Origin of the sequence: Methylomonas sp. Kb3 (assembly GCF_002834115.1) — a bacterium.
In the GTDB taxonomy this organism is placed as follows: Bacteria; Pseudomonadota; Gammaproteobacteria; order Methylococcales; family Methylomonadaceae; genus Methylomonas; species Methylomonas defluvii.
The window spans coordinates 37,217-62,117 of sequence record NZ_PIZT01000007.1 but is presented as its reverse complement, the minus strand read 5'-3'; the positions used below and the strand labels follow the sequence as shown (position 1 = coordinate 62,117).

Here is a 24,901-nt window from a genome sequence, read left to right as displayed (position 1 = left end):
GTATGCAACAAAACCCCATGACCGTTATCACGGAAATATTGCCGGACCAGCTGCAAAAGCTGGAAGCGTATCTGGCGCCGATAGGCACGGATATTAAAAACAATCCGGTGATTAAATTTTCCAATTATCAACAGCTGCACTATTGCACTTTTTTCGTCATTCCCGGCAAACATCCCTCCGAGGTCGATACCGGCGAGCCCGCCCTGCTAGCGTTTGAAGCCAATATCGACGGCGAGGTGAAGCAATTTATCAACGACCTGATTGCTGGCAATCCGGAGTTTGTGAATACCGTTTATAGCTGCTGCAAGGACTATCCGAGCAACAACGCCAGCCAACTGGCTGAGTATTTGTTAAAGAACGACTATGGCGCCAATGCCTTTTACGTCGCCCACCCCGGCCAGACCCGTAATGCGATTTACGAGCAACAACAAATCCGTCAACGCATCGAAGCCTATATCGACGCCAATCGCGCGGAACTGGCGGCCAAGCAACCGGCCGAAATTCACGCCGACATCGTCAAGCATCTAGGCGCCATCAACAAACCCACCCCGCAACCGTTTTTAAACAGCGCCGGACAAATGATCTTCAACGGCTTATTAGCAGCGCTGGGGATTTTATTGGTAGGCGGTTTTTTCGGGATATTCGGGCCGCTGGTGGAGTTTTTGGCGGTACTGGCGCTGATAGCCGGCGTCGCATTCGCCGTGCTGTTGCGCTGGAACGAAATGCGCGATAAGCAGGACGACAAACCCTGGGCAGTCTCCGAACAGATGCAAGCCATCCAGCGCGTGGAAGACCGGCAATTACAAAACCATCTGACCAGCGTTATCGAAATCAAACCCGGCTGGTTTCGGTTGACCACCCTGAAAATAGTGCTGGCCGGCATCAATTTGGTAGCCAAACTGGTGGCCACCAAAGGCGACCTCAGCGGCATCGTCACTATCCATTTTGCCCGCTGGGTGATTCTGCCCGGCAATAAACGCCTGTTGTTCATGAGCAATTACGACGGTAGCTGGGAAAACTACCTGGGCGAATTCATCGACCACGCCAGCGTCGGCTTGACCGCCGTTTGGAGCAACACGCAATTAGGCAAGGACCGGGGCTTTCCGGATACCCAATGGCTGGCCTTGCGCGGCGGCTCCCGCGACGAGCAGCGCTTCAAAAATTTCGCCAGAAACAGCCAGCTTGCCGAGTTGGTTTGGTATAGCGCCTACATCGATTTGTCCGTGAAAAATGTCGCCAATAACCGGGCGATACACGAAGGCTTGTTTTCCACGACCAATCTGGCTGCTTGGCTGAGATGCTTATAAAAGGACTCCCACAATGACCACCATCGATAAATTAGACGACGTACAAGGCATCGTATTTAGCGGCTATAACAAACATATGGCCCACTGTAGTTATTACCTGTTAAAAATCGACGATGCCGGCAAAACGAAACCTTGGCTGAAAAATCTGGTCGATCAAAACCAAATCAGCCATGGCGCGGACAAACCGACCGATGAAACTGAAAACCGTATCAACCTGGCGATCAGTTATTCCGGTTTCGAACAGCTCAACCTGGATAAAGACAGCCTTTACAGCTTCGAACTGTCCTTCCGGGAAGGCATGGATTCCGAACATCGTTCCGCGCTGCTGGGCGACCGCGGCATCAACGATCCCAGCGCCTGGGATTGGGGCAGCGGCCAAAAACGGGTGGACCTGTTGTTTATGCTGTTCTCCAAAAACGACGCCATCCACAACGCCAGCCAGAAATATCATGAAAAAGCCTTTAAAGGCGCCGGCTTGAGCATCGTGCAACGCCTGGATGCCGGCGAGAAAAAACAGGACGCCAACGGCTTTACCTTGGAGCATTTCGGTTTTGCCGACGGCATTTCCGACCCCGTCGTAGACGGCTTCCCGACCACCAGCGGCACCGGCGAAATCGCTACCGGCGAGTTTTTGCTGGGTTATCCCAACCAATACGACGGCAAACTCACCAAAATGCCGCAATTGGGTAGTGCCGGTGAAGCGTTCGGTAAAAATGGTACTTATCTGGTGTTGCGGCAATTGAAACAGGATGTCGGCGCGTTCTGGCAATTCATGGAGGACGAAGCCGCGCGGCAAGGTATCACTGCCGATTATCTAGCCGCCAAATTCGTCGGCCGCTGGAAAAGCGGCGCGGTGGTGGAGCCTAATCAGGACAGCGATCCGAATAAGGTTGATAACAGCTTCAATTTCACCAAAGACCCGCACGGCACCGGCTGTCCGCTGGGTTCGCACATTCGTAGGGCCAATCCCAGAGCAGTCGGCTTGGGTGCCACCGCAGAAGAAGCCTTGAAAGTCGCCAACCGCCACCGCATCCTGCGCCGCGGCCGCAGCTACGGCAACTTCCTGGAAACTCCGGCTAAAGACGACGGCAAAGAGCGCGGTCTTTTGTTCATCTGCTTAAACGCCAATATCGAACGCCAGTTCGAATTTGTGCAACACACCTGGATCAACAGCGTGAAATTCGCCGGTTTGTACGACGAAGACGATCCATTGATTGGTAGCGGCGTAGTGGAAAATCGCAACTTTACGATTCAGGATGAACCATTGCGGCGGCGGGTTTGCGGATTTCAGCAATTTGTGACGACACGAGGCGGCAGTTATTTCTTTTTACCTAGTTTGAGTGCGCTGGGCTTGCTGGCTAGTTCCTGATTGGGCATTTTGCAGTAAGCTCTGCTATTGAATTCGCTTGGCGAAAGGAGTCTTTCGCCAAGCTGCGGCAAGCATGCCAACGCCTTGCAAACATTCCCTTCATCGCTAACTTTGCGTGCAGCGCACCTAAAGTCTCGGCGCAATTAGCCATTTAATCTTTTCAGTTTGCTTCATGGCAAACTCCTTCTGCTTCTTCTATGCTTAAAATCAATTATTAACGGCCGGGAGGAGTTGATGAGCATCAAGAATTGGCCCACAGACGAGCGACCCCGTGAAAAACTCTTGCAGCGTGGCGCTACCGCGCTGACGGACGCCGAGCTACTGGCGATTTTTCTGCGTACCGGCACACCCGGCAAGTCGGCGGTGGATATGGCCCGCGATTTGTTGAGCGAATACGGCTCCTTGCAGGCGCTGCTCGGCGCCGATCAACAACGCTTTTGCCGGAGCAACGGTTTAGGCGATGCAAAATACGCCCAATTACAAGCCGTACTGGAAATGGCCCGCCGCCATTTCGCCGAGATATTGCAACGCGGCAGCGCCTTGACCAGCCCGGACATCACGCGCGCCTATCTCAGCGCCCAATTGCGTAGCTACAGTTTCGAAGTGTTCGCCTGCCTGTTTCTGGACAACCAGCATCGGGTGATTCAATGGGAAGAGCTGTTTCGCGGCACCATCGACGGTGCCAGCGTCTATCCGCGCGAAGTGGCAAAAAGGGCCTTATTTCATCATGCGGCAGCGGTCATATTTGCTCACAATCATCCGTCCGGCATCAACGAACCCAGCCAAGCCGACCGGCAAATTACCGACAAACTCAAACAGGCCTTGGGCCTGTTCGACATCCGCGTACTGGACCATTTCATCGTCGGCGACGGCCAGCCCTTTTCGTTTGCCGAACATGGCTTGCTTTAGCTCTTGACCGCCGCTACTGGCTATCTTGACCGATAGTTGGCTTATATTGGCTTAACACCCGCTCCGCCAAGCGTGAAAACGGCATGCTCTGGATCCACACCGAACCGGTGCCTGTCAGCGTCGCCAGAAACAAGCCCTCACCGCCGAACAGCATGCTTTTCAAGCCGCCACTCATGCCAATGTTGTAATCGATGTCGCCGCTGAACGCCACCAGACAGCCGGTATCCAGACGCAAGGTTTCGTTACGCAATTCCTTACGGATCACCGTGCCGCCGGCGTGGATAAAGGCCATGCCGTCACCGCGCAGACGTTGCAGAATAAAACCTTCGCCACCGAAAAAGCCGCTACCCAGACGTTTGTTGAAAGCGATATCCACTTGGGTGCCGTAAGCCGCCGCTAAAAACGCCGATTTCTGGCAAATCACTTCTTCACCCAATTCAGCCATATTCAATGCCGCGATTGAGCCCGGAAAAGGCGCGGCAAAGGCCACCCGGCGTTTTTGCGCACCGTGATTGGTGAAATGGGTCAAAAATACCGACTCGCCGGTGAGCATGCGTTTGCCGATACCAAACAGCTTATCCATCACCCCACCGGAACCGTCGCCCATCTTGGCTTCGAAGTCTATATCCTGCTCCAGATACGTCATCGCCCCCGCTTCGGCGATCACGGTTTCTTTGGGGTCGAGCTCGACTTCGACCATTTGGATGTCATGACCGATAATCTGATAATCGACTTGATGGCAACGCATAGGTATCTCCTCTTATTTAGTTGAAAAATTAAACGCTTGCTAAGCAGACTCAACCGGGCTGAAAAAATTCATAGCAGCCGCGGCCCTGCTGTTTGGCAAGATACATGGCCTGATCGGCGTGACTGAGTAAGCAATCCGGCGTACCCACATCCAGCGGACATAAGGTAATACCGCTACTGACGCCAATTTTCGCGGTTTGCCCGCCGATATAGTAGGGCTGGGAAATCGCCTGATGAACACGCAGCAAGGCTTGCTCACACTGCGGTTTGGATTCCAGACCGCCCATCAATAAGGCAAATTCGTCACCGCCTAATCGGCACACCGTGTCGTCCTCGCGCAAATTGGCCTTTATCCGCTTAGCCACCTCGATCAGCAATGTATCGCCAGCCTCGTGGCCGAACTGGTCGTTGACCTGTTTGAACCCGTCCAGATCCATATACACGACGCCCAATAAGGTACTATCGCGTTTACAGCGCGCCAAGGCCTGACAAAATCTATCGTTGAACAAGATACGGTTAGGCAATTGCGTCAACGGATCGTGATGCGCCAAGCGTTCCAGTTCCTGCTGCTGAAGTTTGGCTTGGGTAATGTCGGAAAACAAACCGACATAATTCAGAATTTCGCCGGTGCGGTTGCGCATGGCCGAGATCGTCAGCAATTCGACATATAACTCGCCGCTTTTCTTGCGATTCCATATCTCGCCTTGCCAGCAACCCTCGGTTTGCAGGGTTTGCCACAAGTCTTTATAGAATTGCGCATCGTGTTTTCCCGACTGCAAAATACTATGATTGCGGCCGATCACTTCCTCGCGGGCATAGCCGGTTATCGCGCAAAAAGTCGGGTTGGCATCGATAATATTGCCGGCCGCATCGGTGATGGTGATGCCTTCATGCGCATCGCTAAACACCCGGGCCGCCAATTGCAATTTATCTTCGGCGCGCTTGCGCTCGGTAATATTGGTCAAAATGCAATGAATAACGGCTGGTCGGGCCTTATCGCCCTGCAAGCGGCCGTCCAGAATCACGGTCAACATATGACCCAATTTTGTCAGCAGCGACAATTCGCATTCCAGCAAACCGTAGTGATTCAGCAGGTGCAGTTTTAGCCGAAAATCCTGTCCGGTTTCCGGCGAAATGAACTCAAACAGTTTGCGGCCTATCAGTTCATCAATGTCGTAGTCCAGCAGCGCACACAATTGCGGATTGACATCCAACAAATTACCTTGCCTATCCATTGCCAGATAGGCCACCGGCGAGTTTTCGAACAAGCTGCGGAACCGGCTTTCGCTTTGCCGTAACGACTCGGTCAATTGCAGGGCAATCGCCGCGTTTCGGCGTGCATTGATATAGGCCCAGGTAATAAAAAACAGCAGAAAGCTGATCAGCACCAACGCCAATACTTCAACCCAGGGCGGCTCGAACCTGGCGGTCTTGCTGAAGGCTGGCATGGCACTGTAACGCAAGGTCCAAAAATGTCCGCCCAAATCCAGGCGCTGTATGCGAGTCATGGCACCGGCATCGGTTTTAAACGCTGCCGGCACCAAGCTGGCCTGACTATCGAAAAGCAGGCCCTCGGCACTGAGATCGTCCTGATCAAAAATTTCCAGGCGCAAGGCCAATAAATCCTGTCCCAGGATAGCTTTCAGCAAGTCATTCATGCGATAAGGAATGTATACCCAGCCCAGTAGCGCGGAACGGCGCTGCTCTAAGGTTTGTGGGATGCTGCCGTTGCGATACACCGGAAAATACGCCAACATCCCGGCTTGTAAATCGGCCTTGGTTTCCTGGATTAGAACCAACTTACCGGTATAGGCCAACTCGCCGTTGTCCCGCGCGCGCTCCATCGCTTTGCGCCGAATCGGTTCAGAGTACATATCGTAACCAAAGGCGCGGAGATTGCGGCCGCTGAACGGCTCCAAGTAGATAATGCTGGAATATTCGCTGCGCGGTTCTAACGGATTAACTACATAGTCAGGAAAGCCCTGGCGGCGAATATCGGCAATATGCTGTTCAAGCTGTCCGGCTGGAATCCAGACCGTATAGCCCACGCCTTGCACCCCCGGATGGCTGCGATCCAACTCCAGCATTTCAACAAAAGCACGCCAGTCCTCGCGGGTAACCTCGTCGCTGGCGGCGAATAAGCCGGCGGCGCTGCGTAGCGTTTGGCCATGCAAAGCCATGCGTTTGCTGATGTCGCTGGTAAGGCGTTGGGTTTCAAAATCGAAATATTCCTGTAAACGCTGCTGATAACGCCAATTCAGATCTTGCCAAGCCACAAACAAGGCAGACAGCGAAATCAGCAAAATCAGGAGAGCCGGATAGTAATGCCGGTAGCGCGCCAATAACTTTTGTGGAGCAGGGCTAGTAGTCATGCTTTCCCCTGTTGATATCGGAATATTCCGTTTCAGACCGTCGGCCAAGCTTGCGCCACAATCTAGGCTTAAAAGTATAGCGTGGTCGTTGCGATTAGTATCCGGCGTAATTTCAGGATCAAACCTTCGGTAATCACTGCTTGAAGATAATCCCTTGAGCGCTTCGGCATAGCTCAATCATGGCCCGGCGTTTCTCTAACTTGCCAGCGGTTTGGGCAGAGTATTAGAGGCCGAGGGGTGACGACTGGGAGAAGACAATTGTTTACACGGGCCCGGTGCGAACCCTGTTTAGGCAGTTGGGCTCCCGCAGAAGCGGGAGTGCCTGTATTTTAAGAACCTGCTTAATGCGCCAGTAAATTGACCAAAATCTGTTGGTAAATTCGGCTTAAAACTTCCAGCTCGTCCAGGCCAATGTGCTCGTTGACCTTATGAATACTGGCATTCAAAGGCCCCAGCTCAATCACTTGTGCGCCAGTCGGGGCGATGAAACGGCCGTCGGAGGTGCCGCCGCCGGTATCGTCCAAAGTTTGGAAGCCGCAGACGCTTTCAATCGCGGCATGCGTGGCGTCGATTAATTCGCCTTGCGAGGTCAGGAATGGGTTGCCGGACAAGCGCCATTGCAGATCGTATTTAAAGCCGTGTTTGTCCAAAATTGCCTGGGTACGGGCCTTGATGGTCGCTTCGTCCAGCTCCGTGCAAAACCGCAGATTGAACTGCACTTCCACCTGGCCGGGAATGATGTTTTCCGCACCCGTGCCGCCGTTGATGTTCGACACCTGCAAGCGAGTCGGCGGAAAGAATTGGTTGCCGTGATCCCACACTTCCTCGGTCAACTCTTTTAAAGCCGGTGCAAACGTATGAATCGGATTTTCCGCCAATTCCGGATAAGCCACGTGGCCTTGGATACCCAGCACCGTCAGTTTGGCGCACAAGGAACCGCGCCGACCGACGCGAATCACGTCGCCGATTTTCTTGTCGCTGGACGGCTCGCCGACCAAGCACCAGTCGATCTTTTCGCCGCGCTGCTCCAGCACTTCGACCACCTTGACCACACCGTGGGTGGCTATGCCCTCCTCATCGCTGGTCATCATGATCGCTATCGAGCCTTTATGTTCGGCATACTCGGCCAGGAAACGCTCGACGGCTGTGACAAACGCGGCAATGCCGCCCTTCATATCCGCCGCACCGCGGCCGTATAGCTTACCGTCGCGGATGGTTGGCTCGAACGGCGGCGAATCCCACGCCGCCAGCGGCCCGGTCGGCACAACATCGGTGTGCCCTAAAAACACGAACAGCGGCGCCTGTTGCCCTTTTCGCAACCACAGGTTTTGGGTATCGGCAAAATTCAGGCGCTCGTCAACAAAGCCAAGCTTGGTCAAGCGCTGCGCCAGCAAATCCTGGCAACCGGCGTCGTGGGGGGTCACTGATTCGCGACGAATCAACGCTTCTAGCAAAGAAAGGGTTTCACTCATTATTCGGTAGGATACTGATCGGGATTGAAGCCGACGATCAGTTGCTGTCCATCATCCAGAATCGGGCGCTTGATCAGGGTCGGCACAGCCAGCATGAGTTGCACGGCCTTGTCGGGCGTTAAATCGGATTTTTGGTCATCGTCCAACTGACGCCAGCTGGTGCTGCGTTGGTTAAGCACGGCATCCAGGCCCAGCGCATCGACAAAGCGTTGCAGCAAAGCCGCATCCAGGCCATCGATTCGATAGTCGTGGAAGCGGTAGGCAATGTGCCGCGCCTCCAGCCAAGTGCGCGCCTTTTTAACGCTATCGCAGTTCTTGATGCCGTACATTACCAACATGGATTATTAGCCTTCTTCGCCGGCCAACAATTCTTCCAGGCTAGGCAAGGTTTTATCGGCGTGGGCACGCGCTTTGTAAACGTCCACAAACTCCATGAAAGCCTGCTCCAAATCGTCCAGCACTTCTTCCTCATCGGCTACCTCGTCTTCCGGAATTTCATCGGATTCCAGGTAGTCTTTTTGAATAGCGATCTCGCCGTTCAGAGATAACAGGGCGAGGATTAGGGCATTATTGGAAATATTTTCTGGCATGGTGTGCTCGCAGGTTAGGATTGAAGAGAAAAACGGGGCCGGCAACTGGCGGCGATTAAATCAACTGCGCGTAGGCAGCGTATCGAAAGGGTTCGCATTCATGCTGTGTTGCCTCCTTGAAACTTATGCCCGCATTGTAACGCATAGCCGCTCATCCTTGCCATGCGTTAAAACTCCCTCGCGCGCCGTCATACTTTCCCTGATCGGCTATTTTCCGCCGGGCATACTCCCGTTTCGATTCTCAGGACCAGCTTACCAGCTACATTTGCAATTACATCGGTTGGTTCGGAAAACTCCTCTCTAGGTCTTCATAGCCGTAAAAACCCGAGCGGCAGACCGCCTCCGGTCGATCTATCTGCTTAAAGCCGTTTTAACTGTATCCGCGTTCTAAACACCGGCAGCCAGCTTCTGCTTGAAAAATGCAGGCAAGGGACGTTTTGCGGCGTGATAGTCACTTGCCAATCCTCATCTCGAAAAAACCTAAGCTTGAGGTTGGCATCGTCCAACACCCACACCTCGTCCAGCCAGAAAGAGCCGTAGGGCACGCCAAACGAACGCACCGCCAGCACGTTGAACTGGCAATCCAGCAAGATTATCTCTGTGGCTTCTTCAAAGGGGCAATCCCAATCGCAAATTAACAGGTATTCATGCGCGGGAGTTTGAAATTGATGCAAAAGCCGATAGCCGGGCACATAAGACGAGCTCGGCAAGCCATTTATCAGTAATTGGGTCTGCAATGGCCAATCTTGATATTCGCCGGCGTGACTTTTCAAGGAAAAAATATCGGTTGTTTGCATCGTCTCGACCTGGATAAAACAAGGTTACAGCTTAATTTTATTACAGTCGAAAATTCGACAATCCTGAGCCTATCGGCAGCGACCGGTTACAGAAACATCATCAAGGCAACCTGAAATCCCCCATATTCCCTGCCCCGTTGTTTACAATAGCCCTCAAGGCACTTATTTTTGAGACCCATGACCGCAGACTTGCAACTTATGCCGCATCGCGGCCCCTGCAAACTCACTCAAATATAGCCATACCCAATACCGTAAAACCATTCCAGCACAGGATACATTTTCCCTCATGAAATTCACCGACACAGGCACCCTAGTCAATTGGCAGTTAGACGACATTCATATTATCCACCCCTTACACGACAAAGCCGACGGCGGTTCGCGCGGCGGTGTGTACCTGTGCATACCCAATTTTGAAGAATTATCGCCGCCTTTCGCGCTTAAACACGGCGAATACCGCATAACGCCTTGCGAGACTGATCTACCTCACCAAAAAAACCTCACGGCGCCTGACGAAACTAACTGGGGCAGCATCGAGGTAATTACCGATTGGCAGGAGCAGACGGAAGCAAACAGCAAAACCCTGACCGTCAGCACCCGCATTCGCGCGGTGTCGGAAACCGCCTTGGTACGCCCCGGCTTTCACCCCTATTTTTCGATTTCGCCCAACAGTTTTATCGATATTGCGGACACGCAGATCGAAGTTGCAACGCTCCCGCACGATAGCTTGAGAGTACATCACGCCAACTCGCCAGCGGCGCCGATCCAGTTAAGCACAGCAGATTACGTGGTCACAATGACTTGCGACATCTCGCCATTGTCGGCAAGCCTGGCATTGGCGTTTGGCATTTGGAGCGACAAAAAAGCCGAGTATGTCTGTATCGAGCCTATCATCGGCAAACAACCCGGCCCGGACGGCCTGCCGACGCCGCTGACCTTGCAACAGGATGAGGAGTTGGTAATGGTGTTTACGATTCGGGCGGAGAGAGTGAGATTTGCGGGTTAGTTATTGAATTTGTAGGTACGAAGCGGACAGACCTTCTCCCCATATTCCGCTTCGTTCGATCAAGGCTACATGGTCAATCGGCGAAACAGTGGCGGCATCCAAAAAAAAGTTCCGAACAACAACACCGACGCAGGCAATGGGACCGGGGTCTGTTGAATATTGATGGAATAAGAAAACACCCCAGTAATTGTTTGGCTTGCACTTAAGTTATCAAAGCGAAAATTATCGGCCAAAAGATAAGTTCCAGCAGTTAACCTGAGTTGATCGAAGTTGACAAAATTCCAGGAAGACGGATTGGCAAAACCTGCTTGCGACTCGAAGATTTGGCTAGTGATGTGCTGAGAACCGAATACGAAAGAACAGCTGTCAGCTAAACCGGCTTGCGGAGTGCAAGCGGAAGTTCCGGCCGGTAACGAACTGAGATCCCAAACCCAAGCTTGGGCTTCATTCGCCGCAAGCCCTATAAAGGAATAGTTAAAATCTATGATGGCTTGCCGACCTTCTTGAACGACAAACCGGAAACCATCGAAGTTACCTTCGTCAGACCAGCCATGGGTGCCCTTAAAGATATTGTTCGTATCCTGCAAGGTAAACAATTGGCCGGAATTGAAATCACCTATGCTGCTTTCCGCATATTCGTTACTTGCGTTGGCGGCTAAAGACATCGACACCAAAGCGAGCGACGAGATAACTAAACCTACAATCATTCTAGTTTTTTTGAGCATCTCTCAATCCTTCCGTTTTTGACCGTGGCTGGGTTTCACTTCCGCGCTACCCAGCTTACCGTTCTGACGCTAAATTCAATCCCGCAACAACTCATTAATCCCGGTTTTGCTGCGAGTTTTCTCGTCCACTTGCTTGATAATCACCGCGCAATACAGGCTGTGGCTACCATCTTTGCTGGGCAAGTTGCCGGAGACGACCACGGAACCGGCTGGAATGCGACCGTAGCTGATTTCGCCGGTCATGCGGTTGAAGATTTTGGTGCTTTGGCCGATGTAGACGCCCATCGATACCACACAGTTGTCTTCGACGATCACGCCTTCCACGATTTCCGAGCGGGCGCCGATGAAGCAGTTGTCACCGATGATGGTGGGGTTGGCTTGCAGAGGCTCCAATACGCCACCGATGCCGACGCCGCCGGACAAATGCACGTTTTTACCGATTTGCGCGCAGGAACCGACCGTTACCCAGGTGTCGACCATGGTGCCGCTATCGACGTAAGCGCCGATGTTGACGTATGACGGCATCAGGATCGCGCCCGGCGCTATGTAAGAACCGTAACGGGCTACTGCGTTGGGCACCACGCGGACGCCGGCTTGAGCAAAGTCGGCTTCGCTGTACTGGCCGAATTTGGTCGGCACCTTGTCGTAATAGCGCACGTCGCCGCTTTCGATGACTTTGTTTTCATTGATGCGAAACGACAGCAGCACCGCTTTTTTCAGCCATTGATTGGTGACCCAATCGCCGTCTTTTTTCTCGGCGACGCGAGCTTCGCCTTTATCAAGCATATTCAAGGCTTCGGCAACCGCGTTACGCACTTCGGTTGAGACGGTGGACGAGCTGATTTCGGCGCGGTTTTCAAAGGCGTCGTTGATGATGTTTTCCAGGTTTGACATGGCTTCACTTCTTGGAATGGTTTTAAAAAAGGGTCTGGGTTTCTTCCCCCTTTGTAAAAGGGGGATCGAGGGGGATTTATCTAAAAATCTCCCCTAGCCCCTCTTTTTCAAAGAGGGGAAATTCCTACGGCTTGTTTTCATTGAGAAATGCTTTAATCCGTTGCGCGGCTTCTACACACTCTTCAATAGGCGCGACCAGGGCTATCCGCACATGATTGGCGCCGGGATTGATGCCGCCGCTCTCGCGAGAAAGGTAACTACCAGGCAACACCGTAATGTTTTGCTGGGCAAACAACTCACGCGCAAACTCCGTATCCGAGATTGGCGTCTTGAGCCAAGTGTAAAAGCTGGCCGGCGGCCGGCTGATCTCGCACACATCCTGCAAAATTTCGATAAATGCGCTGAATTTGTCTCGGTACAACTGGCGGTTATGCTTGACGTGCTCTTCGTCGTTCCAGGCGGCGATGCTGGCGTGCTGGGTCGGCACCGGCATCGGGCAGCCGTGGTAGGTGCGGTATTTAAAATACTGTTTCAACACCTCGGCGTCGCCGGCGACAAAGCCGGAACGCAAACCCGGCGCATTGGAACGCTTGGACAGACTTTGGAAAATCACGCAGCGTTTGAAATCGGTAATGCCGGCCTGATAAGCGCTTTGCAGCAAGCCTTGCGGCGGATGGGCCTCGTCGTCGTACAGTTCGGTGTAGCATTCGTCCGAGGCAATCACAAAATCGTACTTTTCGGCAAAAGCCAATAATTTCAGATGATCGGCTGGTGTCAGCACCGTGCCGGTTGGATTGCCCGGCGAGCAAATAAACATCAGTTGGCAGCGTTGCCAAATCGCCTCCGGCACGCTGTCGAAATCCGGCAAATAACCATCGGCTTCCACGGTATTCAGATAATACGGCTCGGCGCCAGCCAACAAGGCCGCGCCTTCGTAGATCTGATAAAACGGATTGGGCATGATTACCACCGGCTTCTCTGCCGGATCAATCACCGCCTGCACCAAGGAGAACAAAGCCTCGCGAGTGCCGTTGACCGGCAATACCTGGGTTTCGGCATCCACACCGCCGGTCGGAATCCCAAACCTGCGGCAGGTCCAGTCGGCAATGGCCTGGCGCAACTCAGGCAAACCTTTGGTGGTGGGATATTGGGTCAAACCGTGCAAGTGCCTTAGCAAGGCCTCCTGGATAAAATGCGGGGTGGCGTGTTTCGGTTCGCCAATCGACAAAGCAATATGCGCTTTGTCGGCCGGCGGCGTAATGCCTTGTTTCAGCGTAGCCAGTTTTTCAAACGGATACGGATGTAATTGCGATAAATGCGGATTCATTATTTGCTGCAATGCGGTTGTCTGCCATTGTTTCGGGCTTGTTGCTGCATCTGCAACGCTTGATTCATATGCTGATTCAAGTTCTCGATGCGGCTACCGTGCGATGGATGGGTGGACATAAATTCGATAGGTTGGCCGCCCTGCGCAGCCTTATCCATTTTCAACCACAAATTCACGCTCTGCCGCGGATCAAATCCCGCTTTGGCCATTAAATCCAAACCGATGGTATCGGCTTCGGTTTCATGCACCCGGCTGAACGGCAGAATGACACCGTATTGGGCACCAACGCCTAATAAGCCCAGCGCAGTTTGCCCCAATGCGGTTTGCGGCTGCGACACGGCTTGCACCATCGATAATCCGGTGCTGACCGCGGTTTCCTGCGACAAACGCTCATTACTGTGGCGCGCCAGGACGTGGCCTACCTCGTGACCTATCACCGCCGCCAGTTGATCTTGATTGTCGACCAGATTGATCAGACCGGTATGTACACCAATTTTGTTGCCAGGCAATGCAAACGCATTCAGGGTTTCATCTTCAAACACCACCACTTCCCATTGCCCGCCGGTTTGTTGGGTAATGGCTTGCGCCACACAGCTAGCAAATTGACTGTAGCGTGGGTTTTGCGTAATAGGGTTTTTGCTTTTCATGTCGCTGAAGGATTGCAAGCCCATTTGATCGACCTGATTATCGGACATGTAGATAAACTGGGAGCGGCCGGTAGGGCTAGTAGCGCAAGCAGTTAGCGCTAAGAAAACAGCCGTGGAAAGCAGGAATTTTTTCAACATGGCGACAACATCCGCAAGCAAAAGAAGCGACATTTTAACGTAACTTGTGAGCCGGAGTTAAAAGCTTTTTGGCCGATCAAGCCTTATTCCGACTCCGGATTGAACCCAGGCTATTTACAGAACAGCTCTTGAAAATACCTGGATCAGACGCTGTCGAAGAAATAAAAATCGCCGGGATTAGGCGTTTTCCAGCATGTGTAAAAGTTGCTGCAAGCAAAACAGCGTTGCCTGCTGGCGTATCGACTGCCGGTCGCCGCTGAATTGTTTCTGCAAACAAGCGCCTTTAGCGCCGCGCATTTGCCAGGCGATAAATACGGTTCCGACCGGCTTTACCGGCGTGCCGCCGTCCGGCCCGGCAATACCGGTGACGGCCAAAGCCAGATCGGCCAGGCTATTGGTCAAAGTGCCCGCCACCATTTCCAAAGCAGTCTCCTCGCTAACCGCCCCCACTCTCGCCAAAGTCTCCGGTTTGACACCCAGCATATCGATCTTGGCATCGTTGCTGTAGGTGACAAAACCCCGATCAAACCATCCGGAACTGCCCGGCACATCGGTAATTGCCTTGGCAATACCGCCTCCGGTGCAGGATTCCGCCAAAGCCAGACGTAGACTCAGGGTGTTTAGTCGATTGCCGAGCGCTTCGGCGAGTAAATAGCTTGGATCGTGCATGGCAGTCCGGTTAGCTGATACGGCATCAAGCCGAAAAGGGATTTTGTTGCAGCGAAAAGGTCATCGCTGCAACAGACGGGCGAATTTACTTAGGCAATTTGGCGATTTCCGAGACTTTTTCGAAATCGGCGCCGACGCTGATGATAAAGCTGGTCACTTGCTCGATGCTCATGTCCGATTTAACCACTTTCGATTCGTGAACAATCACCGCAAACCCTGAAGTAGGATTAGGCGAAGTCGGCACAAACAACACATAACGGTCGTCGGTCTTGTTGGTTACGTAGGCAGGTACCCAAATGCCCTCCTTTGGATATTCGATGTACACCACTTCGCGCGGCTCTTGCAATTGATGGCCGGCAATCATGTTCACCAGTTTCTTGGTCACCCGGTAAATCGTACTTAACAGCGGGATGCGCTCGATCAGGTGTTCGAACATCGCGATGATGGAAAACCGGCCCAGGCTGACCCGACTCCCCACATAGGTAATGGTCGCGAAACTGGCGGCAAACAACAGAAATGTCACCAGATAATTATCGGAATAACCGTAAACGAATTGAAACAAATCGGTAAGTCGGTCTTTCACGAACAACACGATTTGTACAATCACCATAACCGGTATAAACGCCAGAATGCCGATCAGGGTGTGGTTAAGGATTTTCTTCATGATGCGCCTACCTTTATTAATTATAGTTGTTAGGAAACTAGGTTTTAGCAGAGTTACGCCGGTTAAGGAAGTCTCGATGCATGCATTGCCTCCGAAACACCCCTAGCCGCACTCAAGGTAATATTTTATAAAGGCCGCGCGTGGCAATCGCCATCAGCGGCAGCATTACTCCCGTCAGGCACAGCAGCGCGCTCAAGGTCGTCAGACTGGCGCTGGCATCCCAAATAGTCAAAGAACTATTTAAAGAGATATTGGACGGCGCCAAGAACGGAAACAAGGACACTCCCATGGTTAAAATCACCATCACCACCATCACGGCACTAGCCAGCAACGCCCAATACGCTCTATCCAGACGGGACAACACCAACGCGGCTATGCCGCAGACAAAGGCTAGAGCGGGCAAGGCCCATAAGGCCGGTTCGTGCTCGTAATTGTCCAGCCACAAACCGTCGCCGCGTTTCACAAATTTGGTCAATGGGTTGGAAACCCCATTCGGCATAATCTCGGTGCTGACGTGATAACCCTCCAGATGAGTAATCCAACCGCCGGCCAACGCAAACAACACCAAAAACGCCAGACCGCTGGACATGACCAGCGCCTTACTGCGCTGGTATAGCTCGTCTTGGCTATGCGTTTGCAGATAAATCGCGCCATGCACTGCCAATAAGGCTACACAGGTAGCACCAACCAAGGACACAAACGGACTGAACAGCCCGGAAAAACTGCCCAGAAAAGCAATGTGCATATCACTGGCTAAATGAAACGGCACGCCTTTCAACAGATTGCCGGCCATCACCCCCAACAGCGCCGCCGGCAACAAGCCACTGATAAACAAGGCCTTATCCCATTTTTTCAGACTATCCTCGCGCGTCACGCTAGCTCTGAAATACCAGCCCAAAGGCCGCACGAATAGCGATAACACCATCAACAATAGCAAAGGTTGGAAGCTGGCAAACGTCGCCGCATACACTGTCGGCCAACCGACAAACAATACACTGATCGTTACCAATAGCCAGACTTGATTCCCGGCGCTGGTTGGCGCCAACCTGGCGACCAGCTCGGCGCGCTGCGCTTCGGAAATATGCAAAAAGGGTAACAACAGACTGACACCGATCTCGATACCGCTGCTCAGCACAAAACCGATCACGAACAAGCCCAACACGCCCCAACAGATCAAGCGCAGCATTTCATAATCAAGCAACATAACTCGGCTCCTGGTTAATCGGCAACACTGTGGCGCAGCCCTGCCCGATAAACTTTAAAGTTAACATGACGGCCAACGCCAGCAGGCCGGCATAGGTCAAACCGTAAGCCGCCAGACTGACTGCCAGATCGGCGACAGCCAATGTGGATACCCCTTGCCAGATGGGCAGCATATCGGCCACCAGCCAAGGCTGCCGGCCGAACTCCGAGATAAACCAGCCGCTGGCACTCGCCAACCACGGCAACGGCAAGGCATAAACACTGGCCTTGAACAACCAGGCATGCCGCCAACCGACGATATTGACCGCGTTTGCCGCTACAAACAGCAGCGCCAGCAAGGCACCGGCCGCAATCATCAGTCTATATCCCCAATACAAACGCCCGCTAGCCGGCACGCTGGCGCTAACGGCTTGTTCTATCTGCGCCGGACTGGCATCGGTCACGCTTTCCCGCCAACGCTTCAGCAATAAGCCGTAACCCAAATCCACTTTGGCGGCGGCAAACGCCGCCAGCAGTTCCGGCTCTGTTTTGTCGTCGCGCAATTCTTGCAAGATTGTGTAAGCTTTTATGCCATTGCCGATGCGCTGGCGATTTTGTGCCAAAGTCGCATCATTGGGCAGACCGTTAATGGCCGCCAATTTGTTATGCTGCATCGCGCCGGCACCATAAACACTGGCATCGCCTATCGCCATCGTAGCGATCACACTCGCCAAACCCAAAGCAGCAGCCATCCGGTAAGAACGTTGCGCCAATTCGGTTTCGCGCTGCTTCAGTAAATAGTAAGCACTGATAGCCAACACAAAACCAGCCGCCACCACATAACCGGCCAGCAAACTATGCGCAAATTTCGCCCAAGCCAGCGGATTGCTCAGCACCAACGATACATCGAGCAACTCCAGGCGCAGCGTTTGGGTGTTCAATTCCGCACCCACGGGATTTTGCATCCAGCCGCTGGCGATCAGAAAGCCGAAAAAACTCAAGTGACAGCCAATCGCGATTAGCCAAGTTACCGCCAAATGTGTGCCTTTACCCAGGCGCTGCCAGCCAAATAAAAACCAGCCCAGGCCGTTGGCAGCTATAAACAAACCGGCAAACCCCAACAATAAAGGCAAGGCAAACACATCGCCGACATAATGCGCAAAATACGACCAATGAGTGCCGAATTGACTCGCCATCACCAAAGAAGAAGCCATATTCAAGCCAAAACCAATCGCGAACAACTTGCCCCAGAACTGGGTGATACGTTGATAAACGCCCTGCCCGCTGAATACAAACCAGGATTCCATAGCCGCCAACAAGAGCGATAAACCCAGCGTCAAAGGTACGAATAGAAAATATTGCACTGCATGCAGCGCAAACTGCGCCCGCGATAACTCAACAACCGCTTCGGAAATCATCCCCACTCCTCGGTCAAGCTCAAAAATGCGGGCAATTATAGAGTTATCCACTTGTTTGTCTGCGATTTTTCTCGACCGATTCGCATTAAAACCCGCGTGAAAAACTGGAGAATACAGACGACTGATATACACTTTTCAACTTACAAGCACACATTCCAAAACCTCATGGGCTTTACTCCGCGCCACATCGTTGGACTGAAAATAGTCGCTATAGCCCTGCTCTACGCCATGCTGGCCAAACTGGTATTGGCTTTTTTTTCCGACAACGGCAATGTCACGCTGGTTTGGTTTCCAGCCGGCCTGGGGATGGCCACTTTTCTGTTGGGCGGCAAGCGCTATTGGCCGGGCGTATTCATCGGCGCGTTTCTGGCCGGCATGCTGGTCGGCGACTCCTGGTTAATCTCCGCCTGCATCGCTACCGGCAATATCCTGGAATCCTGGCTTGGCGCCTGGCTACTGCTCGGCAACCCAGGCTTTTCTCTATCGCTACGGCACCCGCGGGATTTTGCCTGGCTGACTTTGACAGGCATCATCGCCGCCTGTTTCAGCGCACTGATCGGCCCCATGACCTTGTTTTTAAGCAAGTATCTGCCTGCCGAAGCCCTGCTGCCCAGTATGCGGCACTGGTGGATGGCCGATGTATTGGGAATCGCCTTGGTCACGCCTTTAATTCTGATCTGGCGACACTGGCCGAAAGACTGGTTCGCCCCCAAACGCTTACTGGAAACGCTGGCCTTCATAGCAACGAGTTTTTTGAGCGGCCAGGCGGTGTTTTTAAGCTGGTTTCCCAACCTGCTGAACGCTTACGGCGAAACTTATTGGGCCTTCCTGTTTGTGGTTTGGGCGGCTGTCAGATTCGGCCGTCACGGCGTGCTGCTTTTGGTGACCATGAGCGCCATTCAATCCCTGTGGGGATTGCAACATCAGTTGGGCGCATTCGCCACCATACACCTGCAAAGCGGCCTGCTAAACATCTGGTTTTACCTGTTCATCCTGGCTAGCGTGGGCATACCGTTGGCCCTGACTTTATTCCATCAACAACAAATCAACCAGGCCTTGCAACAAAGTGAAGCCCGCTTGAGTTTTGCATTGGAAACCATCGATACCGGCGCCTGGGATCTGGATTTGCAAGATTATTCGGTGCAACGCACGGCCATACACGATCAAATTTTCGGCTACAGCCAACTGCTGCCGCATTGGACCTATCATACATTTCTCGGCCATGTCACACCGGAACATCGAGATATGGTCAATGCCGGTTTCCAAACTGCCTGCACCCAACACAGCAATTGGAATTTCGAATGCCGCATCCGCCGCATCGACGGCGCAATCCGCTGGATTCGCGGCTCCGGTTGCCACCAAATCGGCAATAGCCCGCGCATGACCGGTATTCTGCAAGACATCACGGCACACAAATTGGCTGAAGAAGATCGGCAACTAGGGATGTTGTTTTACCAAAATTGCAGCGAAGCGATGATGATCACCGAAGCGGATGCCACCATCGTCTCGATTAACCCGGCATTCAGTCGCATTACCGGTTACTCCGCCGAAGAAATAATCGGCAAGAACGCCCGGATTCTGGGCTCCGGCCGGCATGACGATAGTTTTTTTCAATCCATGTGGCAAATCATCAATAGCAAAGGAAAATGGCAGGGCGAAATCTGGAATCGACGTAAAAACGGCGAACTTTATGTCGAGCAGCTCAACATCAACACCATTTTCGACCGCAACGGACTACCGCTAAAGCGTATTGGCCTGTTTTTCGACATCACCCAACGTAAGCTTGGTGAAGAACAACTGTGGAAACAGGTTAATTTAGATCCGCTCACGGGTGTTGGCAATCGCCGCCTGTTTTACGACAGACTGGAGCAAGACATTAAAAAAGCGCAGCGCGGCGGCTGGTTTTTGGCATTGCTGGTGGTGGACATCGAGCACTTCAAAGACATTAACGAGCGCTTTGGTTATGCGCAAGGCGACAGCATCTTGCAGGAAGCCGCGCAGCGCGTGCTAGCGAATGTGCGGGAAACCGATTTGGTGGCGCGAATGGATGGTGCGGAATTTGCGGTCATCCTTACCGAGCTGGAAAAAACCGACAGCACTGAGCGCGTCGCGCAATTAATTATCGAAAAACTCGCCGAACCGTTTACGCTGGAACACGATACAGCCCAACTCAATTGCCGTATCGGTATCGCCATCTGCCCTGACCATGCCGACAATACCGAAGCGCTGAAACAAGCCGCTATGAATGCCTCCAAAAAAGCCGCCTCACAAACTTACCGATTCGCCAATCCGCCGACCGCGTTTTAACCGCGATTCAGCCAAGCCTCAACACAGGCGCTGCCGCGGAAACACGCAGCGGAATTTACTGCCTCTGCCCAGTTGGCTTTCAATGTCCAGCTTGGCATCGTGCCTGACCAACACATGCTTGACGATGGCCAGCCCCAAACCGGTGCCGGGGATTTTTTGATTGCGTTTCACTTCGGCGCGGTAAAAGCGTTCGGTAATCCGGGGAATGTCCACACTGGAGATGCCGTCGCCAAAATCTTCCACTTCAAAATAAACGCTGCCGTCGGGCTTGCCCCGCCAACTCACTTTAACCGGCGAGCTAGGCTGCGAATATTTCATGGCATTGACCAACAGATTGCTGAAAGCGCTACGCAACTCCTCCATATCGCCACGCACATTGGCTCGGCTATCCAACACCAGCTCGACCCGGCGCTCGTCCTTTTCCAACAAATCGCTTTCCTGGCAAACCTGCACGAGCAAATCAGGAATATTCACGCATTCGAATTTCTTGGTTTTGCTCTCCAGGCGCGCCAGTAGCAGTAGATCATCGATCAAAGCTTGCATGCGCTCGGTCTGTGCCGCCATGTTTTGGAATGAGCGCGTGTAAGGACTGCTACCGTCGTCAAGTTCCTGCAAGGTCTCCAGATAACCACGCAACACGGTAATCGGCGTGCGTAATTCGTGCGAGACATTGGCCACAAAGTCGGTACGCATCCGTTCGATATTCTTTAGATGGGTGACATCCTGCGCCATCAACAAACGTAAGCCGGCACCGTAAGGGAAGATACCGATTTGCAAAATCATGTTTTCGTTGATCGGCGAAGGAATACAAACCTTGTTGTGGTAATCCTGATCCTTCAGGTACTGAATAAACAACGGGTGCCGGACCAAGTTAGGAATCCGCTGCCCGTTATCGGAACGTTTCAGGCCCAGATAGTCATAGGCCACTTTGTTGCTCCACTCGATTTCGCCGTAGCTGCCTAGTACCACAATGGCGTCAGGCAAGGCGCTGGTCGATTTGCGAAACCCATCCAGCATTTTGCCCAACTTCTTCTTCTGGCGTTTTTGGCTTTTGCGAATTTTATAAAAGTGGTAGTAGATATCGCCCCAGATCCCTTTAAAATCGGGGCGCTCTCCGCGGCCGCCCTGGCTTAACCAACGCTCAAGGCGGCTCACGTTGATCGATTGCTTAATGTAGAGAAAAAGGGTGATTGCCAATAAGAAATAGCTGAGGTGCCCGACAAAAAAACTCAGCAGTAAAGCCGGTATCAGTAAAGCAATAGCAATATTTATTTCCCGCTGCCAACGCTGCATGAATAATCAGTCTGCCATCGAAAAGCGGTAACCGAATCCGCGTACGGTCTGGATCAGTTCCTCGCGGCCATATTCGGCCAGAATTTTGCGCAAGCGGCGAATATGCACATCCACGGTACGCTCCTCTATGTACACGCTACGCCCCCAGACCTGATCCAGCAAATGGGTTCGGCTGTAGACCTTGTCGGGATTGGTCATAAAAAACTGCATCAATCTAAACTCGGTAGGACTGACTTCCAGACTGCGGCCGGCGATAGTCAGTTTGTGTTGCTCGGCATCCAAAGTGAGATCGCCGACGCTGAGCTGTCCGGATTCCGACAACTTCCCGCTGCGACGCATCACGGCCTTGATCCGGGCGATCAGTTCTTTCGGTGAAAAAGGCTTGGTCACATAATCGTCCGCACCAATTTCCAAGCCGCGAATTTTGTCTTCTTCCTCGCCGCGCGCAGTGAGCAAAATAATAGGCAATTCCTTGTAACCCGGCTCGTTTTTCAAGCGTCTGGCCAATTCCACGCCGCTGATGCCCGGCAGCATCCAGTCCAGAATAATCAAATCCACCATATTATCGGCCAAACTCTCCCGGGCCTGCTCGGCACTGCCAACGGCGATCACCGTCAAATTGGCCTGTTCCAGCACCATGACCAGCATCTCCCTGATCGCTTCTTCGTCTTCCACGACCAGGATTTTCAAGTTCGACATAAGCATGTTTAGTCTAAAGGGTCCAAGGATTAGGCTAATTTAGCAGCGCTATATTACCGTTTTGTGACAAAAAAAGCCGACCAATCCCCGAGCTATCGTCCCTTACCAGGGTCCGGCATCGGCCCCGCCGTCACGCCACTATCGCCAACCGGCGCGGCAAAGGCGTCCGACACTAAAGTACTTATATTGCCGCCGCTCAGCGCTTCCAGAAACGCTACAAGATCAGCGATTTCCCGATCAGACAAGCCCAGCGGCTTGAGCAAGGGCGACAAATTTTCGTTGGCTACGCCGCCTTGATTATAAAACTTCACCACCTCGGCCAAGTTCGGCAAGGAACCGTTATGCATATAAGGCGCGCTGAGCGCGACGTTGCGCAGCGACGGGGTTTTGTAAGCCCAGCGGTCGGCGGGATTCTGGCTGATTTCGTAATAGCCCAAGTCGCCGGGTTTCTCGGTATTTACACCTTTCAGATGCTCGCTATCCACATCCACAAACACGCCCGGCGCCACTTGCACCCGTTGTTTTTCCGGCGACTTTTGCATGGATTCGGCATAGCCAACGCCAGTGTTATGGCGTTTTTGATCGGTAAACAAGGCAGACTTGTCGCCAATCACGTGACAACTGCTGCAAGCGGCTTTACCGGTAAACAAAGCAAACCCCCTTTGCGCCGCCTCGCTAATCGCCGTTTTTTGTTTCCCAAAATACCAGCGGTCGAATGGCGAATCGGCGGCATTTAACGTGCGCTGATAACTAGCCAAGGCCTGACCGATGGTTTCCATGGTCGGCCCTTTGTTAAAGGCTTTTTCAAACAGCCCGCGATAATCGGCGCTGGCTTTTAGTTTATCCACCACATAGCCAATCGACGGATTCGCCATCTCGTTATGCGCCAGCAATGGGCCCCAAGCTTGTTGTTCCAGACTGTTTTCCCGGCCGTCGTGAAATAGCAATTGCGCATAGCCGACGTTATACAAAGACGGGCTATTGCGCCTAACGCTACGCCCTTCAATACCCACCGCCGTGGTCATTTCGTTATTACTAAAGCCTTGTTCCGGGATGTGGCAGATGGCACAGGAAAAGGTATTGTTCAGGGAGAGCCGCCGGTCGAAGAACAGCTTGCGACCCAATTCGATTTTGGCGTTGGTCAGCTGATTGTCTTTCGGCACCGGAAACTTCGGCAAGCCGAGTGGCGGCTTTAGAGCAAAGTCGATCAACTTTGCCGGCTGCCCCCGGCGCTGTGCCAGTGCCAGTGAACGGGTTTGGTAATCGGCTTGCTGATAATTTTGCTTATTGTCACCGGGCTGGAACAACATGTCGGCCCGTGCCGGTAGTGGCAAGGTTTGTGGTTTAGCATCGGCCAGCAAGGTTTTGACATCGTTGATCAGCGTGTCGGCATGCAGAAAATCCACGCTATAAATATTGCGGACGTTTTTGTCCTTATCGATCAAATACACCCGCAACAAATGCGAAAACGTGCCGGTAAACTGGCCTTTGTCGTCGTAGACTTTTTGCACGTTTTGCTGGTAACCGTCGAGGATGGGCTGCAATTTGGCTTCGTCTTTAGTAGTCAGAAATTGCCAGTCGAAATCGCCGGTTTTAAAACCCTCGCCGTAATGGCGCATCATTTCCGGCGTGTCTTGGGCAGGGTTAAAGCTCAAAGTCAATAACCTGAGTTTGTCCGCCAATTCCGGCTGTTTTTGCAATTGCCTGCTGATCTTGTGCAACACCTGGGTCGCCAGCGGGCAGCCGTTGACATCGCTGCAGGCGGCGTAGATGAAACTGAGTAATACCAGTTTGTCGCCCATTAAGTCGTGGAGGTGTTTGGGCTGGTTGTTGGTGGTTATTACTTCGCCATCAGCAGCTTTTGTGATGATGGGTAGGTTGTAGGTGCCGGGTTTTGCGGGTTCAAAAGGTAGTGCGGTGTAGCCGGGGGCTAAGGGGTTTGGTTTTTGTTCTTCGGCGAAAACTGCTGCGTTTGTCAGTAAACAGAGGATAGGGAGTAAATAAGGGAGTTTCATGAGATTGCTGCTCCTATCGTTCCCACGCTCCAGCGTGGGAACGCAGCTGCGGACGCTCCGGCGTCGGCTTTAGGAAAAAGTAGACTGGGGCGATCAGGGAGCTTCATGGATGCTGTTTACTCTTGGGATTTGGTGTCGCTGGCGCGACAGCTTGATTTAATGTCGGGTCTCGGCCCGACAGCCGAGGTACTTTTCTTTGCTTGTCCAAAGAAAAGTACCCAAAAGAAAAGACACCCGAATGCTGCTTGTTTNTTTGAACGGGGTTGCCGAAAGGGGCTTCCTGCCCCTTCGGCAACGCGCCGCATCCATGCGGCGCCCCTCCGGGCTGGTCCGTTCAAAAGCTCCGGTGCTCGGCGC

22 protein-coding genes are annotated in these 24,901 nt (G+C 52.8%); 5 read left to right on the top strand and 17 right to left on the bottom strand.

The window, feature by feature from the left end; all coding sequences use genetic code 11:
• Positions 1-2: 2 nt before the first annotated feature.
• The 3 genes from CWO84_RS05685 (at position 3) to radC (ending at position 3,585) form a co-directional block, all read left to right on the top strand.
• Positions 3-1,307, top strand: a complete 1,305-nt coding sequence (locus CWO84_RS05685) for a hypothetical protein (protein WP_051669770.1) — start codon at positions 3-5, stop codon at positions 1,305-1,307.
• Positions 1,308-1,320: 13 nt separating this feature from the next.
• Positions 1,321-2,676 carry a Dyp-type peroxidase gene (locus CWO84_RS05680; protein WP_051669768.1) on the top strand — a complete coding sequence of 452 codons (1,356 nt, stop codon included), beginning with the start codon at positions 1,321-1,323 and terminating at the stop codon, positions 2,674-2,676.
• Between the two features lie 234 nt (positions 2,677-2,910).
• Positions 2,911-3,585: a DNA repair protein RadC gene (radC, locus tag CWO84_RS05675; RefSeq protein WP_033155889.1), complete on the top strand. Its 675-nt coding sequence runs from the start codon at positions 2,911-2,913 to the stop codon at positions 3,583-3,585.
• 13 nt (positions 3,586-3,598) lie between these two features.
• Here radC and CWO84_RS05670 read toward each other — a convergent pair whose 3' ends face one another.
• The 6 genes from CWO84_RS05670 to CWO84_RS05645 all read right to left on the bottom strand — a co-directional run bounded on the left by CWO84_RS05670 (position 3,599) and on the right by CWO84_RS05645 (position 9,563).
• A complete protein-coding gene (locus CWO84_RS05670) occupies positions 3,599-4,333 on the bottom strand; it encodes a TIGR00266 family protein (RefSeq protein ID WP_033155888.1) in 735 nt (244 codons plus the stop codon).
• Positions 4,334-4,382: 49 nt separating this feature from the next.
• Positions 4,383-6,704, bottom strand: a complete 2,322-nt coding sequence (locus CWO84_RS05665; protein ID WP_101052011.1) for a CHASE domain-containing protein — start codon at positions 6,702-6,704, stop codon at positions 4,383-4,385.
• A 341-nt stretch (positions 6,705-7,045) separates the two neighbouring features.
• Positions 7,046-8,176 carry a succinyl-diaminopimelate desuccinylase gene (gene dapE, locus CWO84_RS05660; RefSeq protein WP_101052010.1) on the bottom strand — a complete coding sequence of 377 codons (1,131 nt, stop codon included), beginning with the start codon at positions 8,174-8,176 and terminating at the stop codon, positions 7,046-7,048.
• Positions 8,176-8,514, bottom strand: a complete 339-nt coding sequence (locus CWO84_RS05655) for an ArsC family reductase (protein WP_101052009.1) — start codon at positions 8,512-8,514, stop codon at positions 8,176-8,178. The genes dapE and CWO84_RS05655 overlap by 1 nt, the downstream gene beginning before the upstream one ends.
• Before the next feature lie 6 nt (positions 8,515-8,520).
• Positions 8,521-8,766 carry a hypothetical protein gene (locus CWO84_RS05650; RefSeq protein ID WP_033155885.1) on the bottom strand — a complete coding sequence of 82 codons (246 nt, stop codon included), beginning with the start codon at positions 8,764-8,766 and terminating at the stop codon, positions 8,521-8,523.
• A gap of 359 nt (positions 8,767-9,125) precedes the next feature.
• Entirely contained in the window at positions 9,126-9,563 is a 438-nt protein-coding gene (locus CWO84_RS05645; RefSeq protein ID WP_101052008.1) for a hypothetical protein, read from the bottom strand.
• A 286-nt stretch (positions 9,564-9,849) separates the two neighbouring features.
• Here CWO84_RS05645 and CWO84_RS05640 point away from each other — a divergent pair, with 286 nt between their 5' ends.
• The gene (locus tag CWO84_RS05640; RefSeq protein WP_033155884.1) at positions 9,850-10,566 is read left to right on the top strand and encodes a hypothetical protein; all 717 of its coding nucleotides are present in this window, start codon (positions 9,850-9,852) and stop codon (positions 10,564-10,566) included.
• A 65-nt stretch (positions 10,567-10,631) separates the two neighbouring features.
• On the opposite strand, the gene CWO84_RS05635 is transcribed toward CWO84_RS05640, so the two are convergent.
• From CWO84_RS05635 to CWO84_RS05600, 8 genes are all read right to left on the bottom strand, one after another.
• Positions 10,632-11,291 (bottom strand): hypothetical protein, encoded by a 660-nt coding sequence (locus tag CWO84_RS05635; RefSeq protein ID WP_033155883.1) that lies wholly within the window; start codon positions 11,289-11,291, stop codon positions 10,632-10,634.
• A gap of 75 nt (positions 11,292-11,366) precedes the next feature.
• The gene (dapD, locus tag CWO84_RS05630) at positions 11,367-12,185 is read right to left on the bottom strand and encodes a 2,3,4,5-tetrahydropyridine-2,6-dicarboxylate N-succinyltransferase (protein ID WP_033155882.1); all 819 of its coding nucleotides are present in this window, start codon (positions 12,183-12,185) and stop codon (positions 11,367-11,369) included.
• A 124-nt stretch (positions 12,186-12,309) separates the two neighbouring features.
• Positions 12,310-13,512 carry a succinyldiaminopimelate transaminase gene (gene dapC, locus CWO84_RS05625; protein WP_101052006.1) on the bottom strand — a complete coding sequence of 401 codons (1,203 nt, stop codon included), beginning with the start codon at positions 13,510-13,512 and terminating at the stop codon, positions 12,310-12,312.
• On the bottom strand, positions 13,512-14,297 hold the full coding sequence (locus CWO84_RS05620) for a M48 family metallopeptidase (RefSeq protein ID WP_033156124.1): 786 nt from the start codon (positions 14,295-14,297) through the stop codon (positions 13,512-13,514). Before CWO84_RS05620 ends, dapC begins: the two co-directional genes overlap by 1 nt.
• A gap of 177 nt (positions 14,298-14,474) precedes the next feature.
• Entirely contained in the window at positions 14,475-14,966 is a 492-nt protein-coding gene (locus CWO84_RS05615) for a CinA family protein (RefSeq protein ID WP_033155880.1), read from the bottom strand.
• Positions 14,967-15,051: 85 nt separating this feature from the next.
• Entirely contained in the window at positions 15,052-15,630 is a 579-nt protein-coding gene (locus CWO84_RS05610; protein WP_033155879.1) for a DUF502 domain-containing protein, read from the bottom strand.
• Between the two features lie 112 nt (positions 15,631-15,742).
• Positions 15,743-16,834: a cytochrome d ubiquinol oxidase subunit II gene (cydB, locus tag CWO84_RS05605; protein WP_101052005.1), complete on the bottom strand. Its 1,092-nt coding sequence runs from the start codon at positions 16,832-16,834 to the stop codon at positions 15,743-15,745.
• A complete protein-coding gene (locus tag CWO84_RS05600) occupies positions 16,824-18,230 on the bottom strand; it encodes a cytochrome ubiquinol oxidase subunit I (protein ID WP_101052004.1) in 1,407 nt (468 codons plus the stop codon). The genes cydB and CWO84_RS05600 overlap by 11 nt, the downstream gene beginning before the upstream one ends.
• A gap of 165 nt (positions 18,231-18,395) precedes the next feature.
• Between CWO84_RS05600 and CWO84_RS05595 the strand changes: the two genes are divergently transcribed.
• The gene (locus CWO84_RS05595) at positions 18,396-20,537 is read left to right on the top strand and encodes a sensor domain-containing diguanylate cyclase (RefSeq protein WP_101052003.1); all 2,142 of its coding nucleotides are present in this window, start codon (positions 18,396-18,398) and stop codon (positions 20,535-20,537) included.
• A gap of 18 nt (positions 20,538-20,555) precedes the next feature.
• On the opposite strand, the gene phoR is transcribed toward CWO84_RS05595, so the two are convergent.
• From phoR to CWO84_RS05580, 3 genes are all read right to left on the bottom strand, one after another.
• The gene (phoR, locus tag CWO84_RS05590; protein WP_033155877.1) at positions 20,556-21,830 is read right to left on the bottom strand and encodes a phosphate regulon sensor histidine kinase PhoR; all 1,275 of its coding nucleotides are present in this window, start codon (positions 21,828-21,830) and stop codon (positions 20,556-20,558) included.
• Between the two features lie 6 nt (positions 21,831-21,836).
• Positions 21,837-22,529, bottom strand: coding sequence for a phosphate regulon transcriptional regulator PhoB (gene phoB / locus CWO84_RS05585; RefSeq protein ID WP_033155876.1), 693 nt, complete (start codon positions 22,527-22,529; stop codon positions 21,837-21,839).
• Between the two features lie 92 nt (positions 22,530-22,621).
• A complete protein-coding gene (locus tag CWO84_RS05580) occupies positions 22,622-24,544 on the bottom strand; it encodes a cytochrome c peroxidase (protein WP_051669758.1) in 1,923 nt (640 codons plus the stop codon).
• Positions 24,545-24,901 lie beyond the last annotated feature (357 nt).

Coding starts and splice junctions, on each gene's coding strand:
- CWO84_RS05685 (WP_051669770.1), top strand. CDS start 3: ATGCAACAAAACCCCATGACCGTTATCACGGAAATATTGCCGGACCAG.
- CWO84_RS05680 (WP_051669768.1), top strand. CDS start 1,321: ATGACCACCATCGATAAATTAGACGACGTACAAGGCATCGTATTTAGC.
- radC (WP_033155889.1), top strand. CDS start 2,911: ATGAGCATCAAGAATTGGCCCACAGACGAGCGACCCCGTGAAAAACTC.
- CWO84_RS05670 (WP_033155888.1), bottom strand. CDS start 4,333: ATGCGTTGCCATCAAGTCGATTATCAGATTATCGGTCATGACATCCAA.
- CWO84_RS05665 (WP_101052011.1), bottom strand. CDS start 6,704: ATGACTACTAGCCCTGCTCCACAAAAGTTATTGGCGCGCTACCGGCAT.
- dapE (WP_101052010.1), bottom strand. CDS start 8,176: ATGAGTGAAACCCTTTCTTTGCTAGAAGCGTTGATTCGTCGCGAATCA.
- CWO84_RS05655 (WP_101052009.1), bottom strand. CDS start 8,514: ATGTTGGTAATGTACGGCATCAAGAACTGCGATAGCGTTAAAAAGGCG.
- CWO84_RS05650 (WP_033155885.1), bottom strand. CDS start 8,766: ATGCCAGAAAATATTTCCAATAATGCCCTAATCCTCGCCCTGTTATCT.
- CWO84_RS05645 (WP_101052008.1), bottom strand. CDS start 9,563: ATGCAAACAACCGATATTTTTTCCTTGAAAAGTCACGCCGGCGAATAT.
- CWO84_RS05640 (WP_033155884.1), top strand. CDS start 9,850: ATGAAATTCACCGACACAGGCACCCTAGTCAATTGGCAGTTAGACGAC.
- CWO84_RS05635 (WP_033155883.1), bottom strand. CDS start 11,291: ATGCTCAAAAAAACTAGAATGATTGTAGGTTTAGTTATCTCGTCGCTC.
- dapD (WP_033155882.1), bottom strand. CDS start 12,185: ATGTCAAACCTGGAAAACATCATCAACGACGCCTTTGAAAACCGCGCC.
- dapC (WP_101052006.1), bottom strand. CDS start 13,512: ATGAATCCGCATTTATCGCAATTACATCCGTATCCGTTTGAAAAACTG.
- CWO84_RS05620 (WP_033156124.1), bottom strand. CDS start 14,297: ATGTTGAAAAAATTCCTGCTTTCCACGGCTGTTTTCTTAGCGCTAACT.
- CWO84_RS05615 (WP_033155880.1), bottom strand. CDS start 14,966: ATGCACGATCCAAGCTATTTACTCGCCGAAGCGCTCGGCAATCGACTA.
- CWO84_RS05610 (WP_033155879.1), bottom strand. CDS start 15,630: ATGAAGAAAATCCTTAACCACACCCTGATCGGCATTCTGGCGTTTATA.
- cydB (WP_101052005.1), bottom strand. CDS start 16,834: ATGTTGCTTGATTATGAAATGCTGCGCTTGATCTGTTGGGGCGTGTTG.
- CWO84_RS05600 (WP_101052004.1), bottom strand. CDS start 18,230: ATGATTTCCGAAGCGGTTGTTGAGTTATCGCGGGCGCAGTTTGCGCTG.
- CWO84_RS05595 (WP_101052003.1), top strand. CDS start 18,396: ATGGGCTTTACTCCGCGCCACATCGTTGGACTGAAAATAGTCGCTATA.
- phoR (WP_033155877.1), bottom strand. CDS start 21,830: ATGCAGCGTTGGCAGCGGGAAATAAATATTGCTATTGCTTTACTGATA.
- phoB (WP_033155876.1), bottom strand. CDS start 22,529: ATGTCGAACTTGAAAATCCTGGTCGTGGAAGACGAAGAAGCGATCAGG.
- CWO84_RS05580 (WP_051669758.1), bottom strand. CDS start 24,544: ATGAAACTCCCTTATTTACTCCCTATCCTCTGTTTACTGACAAACGCA.